The organism is Aerosakkonema funiforme FACHB-1375 (assembly GCF_014696265.1).
GTDB classification, from domain to species: domain Bacteria; phylum Cyanobacteriota; class Cyanobacteriia; order Cyanobacteriales; family Aerosakkonemataceae; genus Aerosakkonema; species Aerosakkonema funiforme_A.
In genome coordinates this window covers 1-12,509 of sequence record NZ_JACJPW010000169.1, presented here as the reverse complement: position 1 = coordinate 12,509, position 12,509 = coordinate 1, and the positions used below count along the sequence as shown (strand labels likewise).

Genomic DNA, 12,509 nt, shown 5'->3' with positions numbered 1-12,509 from the left:
GCTCCTATATAATATTATTTAAATAATATTATATAGGAGCTGATCTTATATCCTATATATAGTAAATTTTTATATATAGATACTTTATATATAGCTATTGCATGGCTGGAATCCTTATGCAGCAAGGGTTGTAGCACCTATACAAATATCTAATCAATTTATCTATATACAAATTTCTGATGGATTAATGTATACAAAATATTTTTTTAGCGTCCACAATCGTTAGCAGGCAAGGGTTTCAACTTGTATACATTTAAATGTTAAATTGCATTTTGTACACAGCCATTAGCGATCGCAGAGAGGGCAGATAGGTTGTGTATACATATAGGCGGAGCTTGGTTATACATAAATTTGTGATGAGCTGGAGATTTTGTACATAGATAGATTAGCGGTGGGAGAGGAGAGATAGGGATGGCAAGAAGAGTGCGATCGCAACACTGGTAAACAGAGTGGTTTGTGGGAGGTGCAGACAATCACCTTTTGTGTGAATATGCCCCGAAGCCATCGATTAGATAGATTGCCTTGGGGATAAGAGTAAGAGTGCGATCTCAGGGCTTTTGGATCGGGTGGTTGGGGTGAGCGTGGCCACATGAGAAGACTTAAATCGATCGCGCTCGCTCGATCGCGTTGGTGGCTCAATGATGGTTGTCGATCGCATGGAATCGAGATCTATTTAGTTGTCGAGGTTCGACAGCAGTGGTTGTCGCCACAGTTTTTTACCATCATTAGCCAAAAAAGGTTTCTTGGCAAGGATAAAATCAAAGCTTCCTGCTTGGCTATATTTTCTCTATACGTAGAATAACTGAGCAATTGCTGTATATATTTATAACAACCGCTCGAAGTCGGTTAGGACAACTGAGAGCCGCGTCACTTTCTCACCTTTACTTTTAGTGCAGCACAGCAGAAATAAGTCACCAGTTTCATTCTTTCTCCGCCTGCCCCTAACCTCGACGCCCTAGCTCCTAGCTCCGACGCCCTAGCTCCTAGCTCCGACGCCCTAGCTCCTAGCTCCGACGCCCTAGCTCCTAGCCCCGACGCCCTAACATAGCTATGTATATTTGGTTGACAAGTTTTTGTATATAGATTAAAGTTGAAGTAAGCTAAGGTTTATATATAGCAAGCATTCAGGAGCATGGATGGCGAGGGTAGCTCCAGACAAAAGTTATTCGTGGTTGGAGAGGTGGGATAGTACGAAGCCACCGTCTCCGAAGTATCGTGAGGGCATCAATAATTTCCTGCTGGGATTAGAAGGAATGACCAGAGAGGATCGTCAGCGGATTAAGGAGCTGTATACAGATTGGTGGAATAGCATCGCATTCAAGGCGTCGGGCAAAATGCTGGCGGCTGGGACGTTGATGAATTTGCATAGTGACTTGACTAAGGCGATCGCGATCCATTTTGAGGATAGGTTGACTAATGATAATTCGTTCCGCAGTCCGACGGGAAATCAGGAACTGCGTCACATCGCACTGGCTGAGTGCAAGCCTCCACAAGAGGTTGTCGATCGCCATAATCAACGCAACCAGTTACGATTGCTCGAACGGGTGAGTAATCGTGGGTTTCTCGATCGCCCGTTTGAAATTGTGACTAGGGCCCAGAGATTGCTGCATTCTGGTCTGGAGGCTTCGATCTATTCCGATATCGCGGCGGCTTTGGTGGTTCTGACTGGTCGCAGGGTTTCGGAAATTTTGGTGACGGCTGAGTTTTCTCGTTGTACGGCGTACAGTGTATGGTTTACGGGGCAACTCAAAACTAGGGGAAAGGAGTTGGCAGCGGTGGAAATTCCAACTCTGATTGAAGCAGATCGCATTATTAATGGCGTCAGCCGTCTGAGGGAATTGTTTCTGGTGGATGACACTAACCGGGATTTGCTGGACTCTTACAAAAATGATGTTCGTTGTCAGGTAATTCGCACTTTTTGTGACTTGGTGCCGACGATTCAAATGGTGGAAGGAGAAATGCGGCCTACGACTCATCGGATGCGGGCTGTATACAATTGTTTGGCTACTTTTTTCTATGCTCCACCGGGTTTGAAGGATGATTTATATACAAAAGTCATCATGGCTCATGAAGACCGCAATAGTACGCTCAATTATATGGTTTATCAAATTGCGGATGAGGTAATTGCAGCGACAGGTGGTAAGCGCCAGGGCATTCTCTTGGAGCGACCGGGGGTGAAAGTTTTACAGGTGTTTCAAACCTCTCTTCCAGGGCGAGCAGAAGGCACTCTTGTGGAGGCAATGGCTTTTCCGGCTGTGCCAACTGTGGTGGCAACTGTTGTCGAGAACCCAGATGCTGTTGGGGACTACACAGATGATGGTGAGCCTTCTGCTGTGTTCTCTAACTCTTTTGCTGTGATTGGCTCTGGTAGCGTGCAGAGCGCTATTGTACGCTCCCAAAGCAATGAAGCTATAACTATAACTACTAAAACTACTAAGGAAGCAGCGATCGATCGGGTGGGGTCAAAACCCGTGGTTGATATTGAAAAAATTTCCCCGTGTCAGAGCGTCTCCCCGTCTTTTCATCAATCTCAACCAACTTTCGATCGCCACACCCCGATCTCTAACCACACCCGGATCGATGGCCACGGTAACAATGGCCATACAGACGAAGACGAAGACGATTACTTTTCTACTGACGGTGAATCTGGGGTTGACTCTGATGTGGTTTCTCATCAACTGTTAAACAGTGACAGTGACAGCAAGGGCGCGATTAATTTGGATGTTTATCTGGCTATCTGCCAGCAACTTTTGAGCAGTCCCCATTTTGGGCCGTTGGCGACGGGTTTAGTGGCTGTGACTGGCCGTAGTGTTGCTTCTCTGATTAAGTCTGGTATTTTCAAACTTACTGACGAGCCGCATCAGTTGCTTTTCAGCCATCAGTTGTCACCTGTGGCAAGGATTACGACGCTGTTAGATAGTCGCTTGATTGTTGGGGCGATCGAACATTTGCGCTATCATCGTTGGACGGCGATGAAACGACTGCGGTATGAGGCTCCTAATCAGATTGAATATATCTGCCGTCCTTTGCTCCAGCGCTCGATTAAGAAGTTTTTTGCGTCGGTTATCCCGGATGTTAGTTATTCCGGTCTGATTGCTGCTTATGAGTTACTCAGTGTCAAGAGTGCCTCTGATGGGGTTGCGATCGCTCGCGCTACTGATGCTTCTGATGCTTCTGATGCTGGGATTGATAGTTGCACTAATATTGCGATCGCTCGTGCTGATGATGACGATCGAAGTGGAGAAACGAAGGAGCAGCAGACGGGCGACGGTACAGATGTACTAAGATTAGGGGTTAGCGAGCCATTGCATCTTACTCTTGAAGGGGAGGTATGGGAGGATTTTCAGGCGATCGCTTCTCATTTAGGGCTGGCTGTTGAAGATGCTTTACCTGCTATTCTCCGATTAGCTCGACGTAGTTTGTCTGGTGTTGAACAGATGTCAGTTGCTGCGGCAGAATCTGGTTCTCAAATGGCATCTTCTGTGGTTGAAGCTGATTCGCTCGCAGCAGAATCTAGCTCTGTTGAAGAGGTATCGGAGCCTGTTTTAGAGGCTCCTACTACATATCAATTAGCCGCTAAAATTGCTCAGTTGGAATTACAGTTGCAACAAGTTACTGCTTTAATTGGTCATCTTAATTCTGACCAAGCTTCTTCAGATATGCCGTCTTCTGACTCGCTTACCAATAGTCAACCAGAGGCTCAAAGAAAATCTCAAAAACCTCGAATATCTGCCTCTATATCAAATCAAGAGAATGGGAGTAACCTGAAAGGTCGCGCTCTCCAGAAGATCGATCGCACTGCTCGAGCTGTGATGCAGTTTAACGAGCAGGCAGTGGAGCCTGAGCAAAAATGGTTTATTTCTGAGTCTTTGATTTTCCGGCTCACAGGCTGCAATCGTCCGGCTGTTCGTCGTTATTTTCAACTCTCTCGTTCGGCGATTGATGAACATAATCAACATCATCAGTTGTCTGAACGCCATAATCAACTTAAGGGTAAGAGTCGTGATGAACAAGGACTGCAAGCTTTTGTCGATCGCACTCTTGTTTAAGTAAGCCTTGCTTCATGCTGCCCAGAATTGGAGAGCGCCTATTCCCTATTCCCTATTAAGAGCGCGAAGCGCTATAACTTCTACTGGCTCCACTTTTTGTGCGATCGCAATCGTGAGTTTGGTCAGTTCCTCTTCTGTTAGCTGACTCGATTGCGATAGTTTTTCTAGGTTGCTTGTGACTTGGTACCAAAATTCGGCTCTGGCTGATGCTCGTTCGATGGCATCTGGGGCGATGCTGCCTAAATATGCTAATGTGCGGCTTTTGACTTGACCATCGATCCGCTCTCCCGAACATACATAAGCGTACAGCACCTTTTTTTTACCTTTTTGTTGCCATCGCACGTACATCTGGCGGCTACCTCACATTGCACTTTTTGTTGTAGTATTTTTTGGACACAACAACTGGGGATTATTTTTGACTGCCACGATGACCACTCCTGATTCTTTCACTTCCTACCATTCTGCTGCTGGTTTTGAAGCGGAACACTCAAAGCTTTCACCTACCGAAATTATGGAAGCCATGATCGACCTCCGCATCCAGTCTAGAGTCATTGAAGCGCAGATTGACCAACTCATGCCTGCTTTTAAGGCTGCTTGTGCTAGCTTCGGTCGAGATCGAATTGAACTAGAGAGGGCTACGATCGGCAAACGACTTACTCCGGGTCAATGGAATTACTCTGCTTCGATCCTGGAGCAAGAAGCGCTCCTTAAGCATCTCAAACAGCAGTTTCAAATCACTCATGAACCTTGTGGTGGTCGGGAAATTACCTGGACACTTAAGCTGCTGGGCTAATCACTTCTGGGTTGAAAGCGAAGGCTGTTGGTAAATAACCATCTGCTCGAAGGGCGAACCGCATTCTCCACAGCAGCCTTTTTCCCACAGAGCGGGTAATTCAAAACAAGTCCCGCATACCGGACAAGCTGATAACAAGTTTAATTGATGACGATCGCAGTTGGGGTTAGCGACTAATTGCCAAGCTACTTTGTGGGCTGGTGCTTCCCGATAACAGGCGGCACACAACCTTGTCGCTAGGTACATTTGTGGACGAGGTGGTGGCAGCATGGCTGCTAGGTGTTCTATGTCTAATCCAACTAATGGTGCTAATAGTGAGAGTTGTTGATGGTTGGGCGATCGCAATCGCGATGGTACTTCCCAAAAAGCTACTGTTTTCTCGGTTAAACCTAGTACTCTTGCTAATCCTTTGCTACTGAGTTGGTTGGCGAGTCGAAACCGACTTAAGAAATGACCAAAACTTTCTCCTGGGTAGGGTTGAACCCGAAATACCCAAGGAGTATATGGTTTCATCGATATTCTGCGGCTACTTGCGTTAGGGTTGCTAAATCAATGCGCGGCTGTCCTTGCTTTAAGGCTTGGATAGCTGATTCTCGGAGAATCATATCTAATAGCCCGATGTAGCCGCGTGTTGCTTGTCCTAAAACCAATTGCATCTTTTCACTACCAAGATTTGAGGACTCGGGTAACTTTAAAACGTATTCTTCCCATATCGCTGTGGTTTCTTCCAGTTGTGCCGCATTTAAGCGATGAAACCGATGGCAGGCCATGAAGCGATGATGCACTTGCTCATCGCGTCGGACTACTGCATCGAGGCGATCGGTTCCGACTAACACGACTGCTATTCTTAATTGGTCAAAAATATCGCTTACTTCTGAAAAGGTTTTGGGACGCAAGCGGTGCGCTTCATCCAGGACGATCATTTCTACCTGGCAGGCTTTGAGGATGTGGTAAACCCGAGCGCGGATTTCGTCAACTGTACCCCGTGTAATTTGATACTGCAAATAGTCTAAGATGCCGACAAATAATTCGCGGGGTGTGCATTCGGGAGGGCAATGCCAATAAAGTACGGGTACTTTGGGAGCTTCTCCATTTTCTTGAGTGCCTAAGTGCCGCAGACGGTACGCATCACAGGCAAAAGTTTTGCCTGTACGCGATTCTCCAATCACTCGGCAGGCTTGACGCGATAAACGTTTGTTGTCTAGCCACTGATGAAGCTGTTGCATTTGCTCTAACTCTACAATGCAACGGCGCTGTAGTCGCACTATGGCTGCGTGCATTTCATCTTGGTCTATATCAGTTCTCACCAAACGCGGCGGTATGATGATTTCTGGCAGGGTATTTACTTGCGCCATACGCCGTACTCCTGTTTGAGTTGTTCGTAATCAAACACGCGCACTTTGGGAACGGGCTTTTGGGTTTTCACTATTTCTGCTGGTATGTGTGACTCAAGTGCGATCGGATTTGATAATGGTAGTGTTTCTGGCACAATGCCTGACAATGGTTCTGTGGCTTGAGCTTTTGGTGTCTTCTCGATGGGAGAGCGTTGTTGCTGTCTCTTTTTCTGGGCTTGAATGCTATCTAGCGCTATGTCTCTAGCGCGTACTTCTAGAAGTAGCGATTGGTTGGTGACGGCTTGCCCTGCTTTTCGCTGTCTGGCACTGATGGCACTGGCTTCTGCTAGGGATAATGTTTCTGTTTCTAAGCCTTGGGCGTGGGCACGAGTTAAAAACACGTCTTTGGCTCCCTGTTGTTGATAAATCAATACGGTAGTTATATCTCGCGGATTATACCGCACTACTACTGATTCTCCTGCGTAGGAAGCTAAATGTTCTCCTTGGTAGATTAAGTTGGCGAATTGGATGTAACCACTTCGATATACGGTGCGCCGCGCTCGTCGCATCAGACAAATGTCGAGTTCTCTTTCTCCCAATAGTGGCAGTTGTGCAATACACCCGCTTTCCCAACGTCCGAGCCTGGTTTGTCCGCCCATACGTGCGTCGATGCTTTGGTTGTAACGATCGACTATGTATCGCACGAGTAATTTTTCTAGCTGTATCAGTGTCAAACAGGCTTCTTTTTCGGCTTGTTTGGGTCTATTTTTGATGTTGGAACCCGTGTATCCCGGCAATGTTGAGAATAGCTCGCTGTTGAATGTCCCAAATGGTCTTTCGACGATGCCTCCATCTGATGGTCGTCGCCTTCGACAGCAGACGATGCCTAGTTCGGTTGCTACTTGCTCGATATGCTGAGATTGGAAGTCTTTGCCGCTATCGGTGTAGAGGTATTTTGGCAATCCATATGTACCCCATTGTTGGTTTAGTTCGTAGCCACTGCTGTACTGTTTGGGCAATATGGCATGGCGTAAGGCTAGGGTGACTATTTGGGCGCTGGGTGCTTCTATGCCTAAGTGTATTCCCATGATGCAACGGGAGTAGGCATCAATTACTGTGGTTAGCCACGGTCTTCCTAAGATTTCTCCACTGCTGTCTACTACCAGTACATCTACTTTTGTATGGTCTGCCTGCCACACTTGATTGCTGTATTCGACTGCTATTTCTATTCCTTCTCTGGTCTTGACGATTAGTCGCGACCCTTTCCACCCTAGCGAGCGCTTTTGCTGCTGTTTCTCCAAATATGGCTGAAGCACCCGATACACCGTAGCGCGGCTCGGATAGTCTTCTACCCCCAATTCCTGCGCCCGCGCTTTTACTCTCACGGCCACCTGCGCGGGAGTGAGCTGCCGACTGCCTTGATTGCCTTGGCGATATGTTCTGATAATAAACTCTTGCCATTGAGAACTGATTTTCTGCACGCCCCGATCCGAGCGCGTCTTTCGGCACAAACCGCAAAGCCCGTCTTCTTGCCACGATCGCATCAGCCGTCGTAAACTCCGCACGCTGATTCCTAATGTGCAAGCTGCCTTGCGTTGCACCGTTCCATAATGTTCTGTGCCTTGCGCTGCCAATAATTGCTGAATTACCTCTATCCGGCGCTGCTCAATCGGCGAGACATCTAACAACGGCAAGCATTCTTCTTGTGCTTGTGCATTGGGCAGCTTCAACCTTAGTCGTGAGCTCATCTCCTCATCTGCTCGATCCCCATTCGGCGGGCTAGGATTCTCCATCAGCAACCCTCTTTACCTACACTTGCACGCATTTTACATCCATTGCGGTCAAATATCGTGATACGCCACAGCGGTCAAATAGCGTGAGATGCCACTTCTATCCCATACTACATGGCTAGAATCCTTTCTCTGCCTTACTTACGGCTCGTTTCTCTGACGGTCACTTATCCTGAGATCGAGGTCAAATTCCGTGATCCTCGACAATTTCTCTATCAAGTAGTCTTTTCCATCGTACAGTGCTGCCATTGGTATATTTCGCAATAGCCCATCCAGAACAAAAACTAAAGTTTGATTTTTGGTTGGCTCTAGAAGTGAATCTTTTTCGGCTGGACGAATTATCCAGTCATATACTTGTTGGGATAATTTCCTAGCTTTGCTGTCAGGAAATTCTAACTCTAGTTGCCGCCGTAGTTCTTTAAGAGTTTGTTCTACTTTAGTTTTTGGCGTATCAACAGATGTATAGCGATGTAAGAAGCGATTAGTTGATGCTCCACTCGGTAAAGAAAAAATAACTTCAATTCGATCGTTGAGAAGAATAGGATAAATAACTACTACTTCAGTGGTGTGAGGAATTTGTTCGATTTCCAAAAAATTGGCGTTTTGCAAAGAGCATTGGAGATAGTTTTCCAATTCAGCTACTTGCAGATTGTCAATTAATTGACGGACTTTTTCTAAATCGGGATTTTCAGAGCGCAACACTAAGTCAACTGCTTCCCGATAAATAGGTTCGACATTATCCCGAAAATAAAATTGAATATCTGAGTTGATTCCAGCCAAGTCTAATGGGATACCTACCAAACCTTTACGTACCACATTTATAGTTTCAAGTGCTTTTTCATAAGCAGCGATCGCATCCTTTAAATTTTCCTGCGCTGCATATATTCGCCCCAACTGCCACTCCCACTGATACTTAATATTCGGTGCTTGAATTTCATTGGCTAAACTTAAAGCTTGTTCGGTAAATTTCTGAGCTTCTCCATAGTTTTTTTGTTCTTCGTATAGCCACCCATAAGTACCAAGAGCGTATGTTTGTGCTTTAGGATCTTCCAAATTTTTAGCGTGTGCGATCGCTTGTTGTAATAACTGGTCAATTATCGACCAAGGTTGATTAAAACTAGATTTTTTATTGAGTAAAATTAAATTTTTAGTTAAGTTAATTTTTGCATACACTTCTTGACGACTAGGAGGTAAACTATTAATTCTATCATAAATATTTGGCCATAATTTATCGACTTCCGCTAAATAATTGGGCCAACTATCTTTCCATGCCTCAGTTGACAATACACTCACCAAAATATTTAAATAATTTAGTTGTGCTTGTAATCGTGTTGAGTCGGAAAAAGATTCTGTTTCAGCTACTTTCTCATACCATTCTCCCGCCTGTTTATAAAAACCTAAAGCGGTATCTTCTTGGGGTGGCTTTTGACAATTTTTCGGTATCGTTAAAGGCAGTTTTTGTTGGCTATTTAGCCCTTGTAGGTCTTCCACTCTCCTACCGAAAGCGCGTGCTGTATTGCCCAAACTGAGATAAATATCACCGATAAGTTGAGAATTCTGCAACTGTTCAGCTACCGCCAAGCTATCTTGGAAAACACACCAAGAATGTTCTAAATCGCCAACCACTTGCAGGGTATTTCCTAAACTGTATAATTTAGTAGCTTTAATTAAAGGATCTAATTGCGTATTAAAAGTTTCTGGCTTTTTTAGGGTTTCTTCTACTTGGTTTAATGTCTGCAATGCTCGTCGATAACGTCCTAATGCTTGCAAGGCTTGAGCTTGATTAATTTGGCTACCTATAACTCCAGGCATATCACCAATTTGTTTATAAATAGCTTCGGCTTGTTTAAGGCTATCTAAGGCATTTTCTGCTTGTCCGTTAGCCAATTCCAAACGCGCTGAAGTGGTGAGCGATCGCGCTAGTATTTGTTGTCTTTGTGCAGTGGTATCTGTATTTTGATTTGCAGCCAGTAAGTCAAGACTGGTAGAAATTGCATTTTTCGCCTCATCGAAGCGATTTAATTGCTGATAAGCTAAGGATAAGTAGTTCCAAACCAAAGCTAAGTTTAATTTATCTCTTTGATATAAATTGGCAGCATTTAGCCAATATTCAGCTGCTTTAGCATACAGACCATTCTGATAGGTTTCTCTACCTCGTTGGAGCCAATCTTCAGGGGCAACTTGGGCGTTATTTGTAATAGAACTTTGGGCAGTAGGTGGTTGAGCGATCGCCATTGGAAAAAATTGCATAGCAATAGCTGAAATCAAGCCCAATGCTATTAAAAGAAATAACTTTAAAATGCGCTTAGTGAAAGGTATCATGTTCTTTATATCTATAGATTTTATTGATTAGGATTTGCTACACAGTTATTAGCACTTAGCCAAGAAATATCTGGCTTTGAATTAGGCAATTGGGCTACTAAAACCACCTCGCCATTATCATTAATTAGCCACCCAGAAGCTTCCACCATTGGCACAGAATCAGCTTTTTTCTGTTGCGGAACTTGGGCGGAAATAGGACGATTTACCGCTTGTAAATGTCGCAAATCATCCCAAAAAGCGTCCCTATTTAGGACATCGTTAGGGCTAGGCGGTACTCCACCTAAACCAGTAACAAAAAATCCAGATCTGTTTCCCCTTCCAGTTGCTCTACAACCTTGCGGAATCCTTGGAGGAGCAGTATTCTGCGGTAAACGAGCAATTCCATTCGCGGGGTCAACATCTGGCGTATTGATTTGTACAGTACCGCTAAACAGAGGCCCAAGGCTAGAACTAGCTGTAATATCATTGAATAGAGTTGGTTCATTACGGTATTCTGTACCAAAAATTCCTTGGGTATTAATCGTTACTCGACCGCCAAAATTCTCTTCTGCATTAGCTTTAATATCGCTATTTCCACCAGGGAAAGCAACCAAATTTTCTGTATCAATGTTGATATTACCTCCAGTAGCTGTACCTGTAGCGGAAGTAGTAATTTCGCTATTGTTACCCAAGATAATGTTTTTAGCTACTAACTCAACATTGCCAAACTGTCCTGATTTAGTTTCAGCTGTAATAATTCCATTTTCCAATTGAATATTATCAGCATTAACTGTCAGGTTGCCAGCAGCCGCAGTTCCTGAAGCTTGACTGCTGCTTACAGTAGCCGTAGCGCCATTACTAATTATCAAATTTGGAGTATTAATATCCAAATTTCCAGCATTACCAGAACCATCTCGACTGCGAACTAATAAACCGCTGGTAAACCCTCCTTGACTTCCAATTAATTGGATTGATTCAGAGGCATTTACGGTTAAAGTTCCTCCCTGTCCCTCACTACGAGTACCAGCTGATGCTTGCGCTCCATCTCGCACTATTAATTGTCTTGTTTCAATATTTAAACTTCCTCCCGTTCCCGTTGCTGGTACTAAAACCGCGCCATCTTCTCCTCGGATTGGCTCAACCTGAGTAAATAAACCACTGGGCGTAGGAAAATCTCCAGGTGATATTCCTATTAATTGGATAGATTCCGAAGCGCGGACAGTCAAATTGCCACCATTTCCTAATAATGCCGCAGTTGATATTTGTCCGCCATCTTGCACTAACAAATTTTTGGTTTCAATAGTTAAATTACCAGCATTTCCCGTTGCTGGCACAATTTCGTTATTATCATTGGTTGTATAGTCAGGTTGGCTAAATATGCCACTACTTCCCCTTACTTCGACTAACTCAGAAGCTTTTATTTGTAAATCTCCTGCATTGGCAACTCCAGAAGTAGCAGTTGATATTATTCCTCCATCTGCTAGGATTAAGCGCTCTGTTTCAATTATTATATTACCGCTATTTTTCGTACCTTGTGCCTGTGCAAAGATCCCACTTGCAAAAAATCCATCAGATGTTGTTCCCATCACTTCTACTGAATCGGAAGCACGAACGGTAAGGTTTCCACCTTGCCCATCGCCAGCAGTAGTGGTTGATATTTGCGCTACTTTTTCGATCGCCAATTGTCTTGTTTCAATATCTAAGTTTCCCCCCTTTCCAGTTGCACCTGGGTATACTTGGGCAAACAAACCGCTAAAAGAATTATTTGGGCTTTCAGTACCAGTTAATTTAATCAATTCTCCAACACGAATAGAAAGGTTGCCTGCATTCCCATCACCCAAAGTAGAAGCATTTATTTCTCCTCCATTTACAATTAAATTATTGGCTTGTACCGTTAAATTGCCGCCGTTTCCGCTAGCTCCTTTATTCACTAAAGCAAATAAACCGCTGCGAAAATCACCTTGGGGTTCGAGATCTGTTAATTCTATAGCATCTGTAGCAAAAACAGTTAAATTTCCTACCTGTTCGTTCCCTTCGCTGATGGTTAAGATTCTTGAGCGATCGCGTAGGGATATTTGCCGTCCTTGCACTTGAATTGAAGCCCCATTGCCGCTCACAGCTACGGAAGCTGCATTTACAGCGGTTCCCGCTGTTATGAGGTACAGTAACAGCAACGAGTGAACCAATTTCTTAAATGTTGAGGATCGATCAAATGGAGGGCAACTGCAATTATTCTATCAAT

At 44.6% G+C, this 12,509-nt stretch carries 9 protein-coding genes; 3 read left to right on the top strand and 6 right to left on the bottom strand.

From position 1 onward, the window contains the following. The first annotated feature begins 589 nt into the window (after positions 1-589). Positions 590-802: a hypothetical protein gene (locus H6G03_RS35035; RefSeq protein ID WP_190475174.1), complete on the top strand. Its 213-nt coding sequence runs from the start codon at positions 590-592 to the stop codon at positions 800-802. 451 nt (positions 803-1,253) lie between these two features. Then, positions 1,254-4,049 carry a protelomerase family protein gene (locus H6G03_RS35030; RefSeq protein WP_190475173.1) on the top strand — a complete coding sequence of 932 codons (2,796 nt, stop codon included), beginning with the start codon at positions 1,254-1,256 and terminating at the stop codon, positions 4,047-4,049. A gap of 45 nt (positions 4,050-4,094) precedes the next feature. Here H6G03_RS35030 and H6G03_RS35025 read toward each other — a convergent pair whose 3' ends face one another. Continuing rightward, on the bottom strand, positions 4,095-4,397 hold the full coding sequence (locus H6G03_RS35025) for a hypothetical protein (RefSeq protein ID WP_190475171.1): 303 nt from the start codon (positions 4,395-4,397) through the stop codon (positions 4,095-4,097). Positions 4,398-4,464: 67 nt separating this feature from the next. Here H6G03_RS35025 and H6G03_RS35020 point away from each other — a divergent pair, with 67 nt between their 5' ends. Further along, on the top strand, positions 4,465-4,842 hold the full coding sequence (locus H6G03_RS35020; protein ID WP_199315634.1) for a hypothetical protein: 378 nt from the start codon (positions 4,465-4,467) through the stop codon (positions 4,840-4,842). On the opposite strand, the gene H6G03_RS35015 is transcribed toward H6G03_RS35020, so the two are convergent. From H6G03_RS35015 to H6G03_RS34995, 5 genes are all read right to left on the bottom strand, one after another. Further along, positions 4,843-5,355 (bottom strand): TniQ family protein, encoded by a 513-nt coding sequence (locus tag H6G03_RS35015; RefSeq protein ID WP_190475169.1) that lies wholly within the window; start codon positions 5,353-5,355, stop codon positions 4,843-4,845. Next, the gene (locus H6G03_RS35010; RefSeq protein WP_242056848.1) at positions 5,352-6,197 is read right to left on the bottom strand and encodes a TniB family NTP-binding protein; all 846 of its coding nucleotides are present in this window, start codon (positions 6,195-6,197) and stop codon (positions 5,352-5,354) included. The genes H6G03_RS35015 and H6G03_RS35010 overlap by 4 nt, the downstream gene beginning before the upstream one ends. Next, the gene (locus H6G03_RS35005; protein WP_190475167.1) at positions 6,185-7,924 is read right to left on the bottom strand and encodes a Mu transposase C-terminal domain-containing protein; all 1,740 of its coding nucleotides are present in this window, start codon (positions 7,922-7,924) and stop codon (positions 6,185-6,187) included. Before H6G03_RS35005 ends, H6G03_RS35010 begins: the two co-directional genes overlap by 13 nt. Positions 7,925-8,107: 183 nt before the next feature. After that, positions 8,108-10,216 carry a tetratricopeptide repeat protein gene (locus H6G03_RS35000; RefSeq protein WP_190475165.1) on the bottom strand — a complete coding sequence of 703 codons (2,109 nt, stop codon included), beginning with the start codon at positions 10,214-10,216 and terminating at the stop codon, positions 8,108-8,110. Between the two features lie 92 nt (positions 10,217-10,308). After that, entirely contained in the window at positions 10,309-12,453 is a 2,145-nt protein-coding gene (locus H6G03_RS34995) for an S-layer family protein (RefSeq protein WP_190475163.1), read from the bottom strand. Positions 12,454-12,509: the final 56 nt, after the last annotated feature.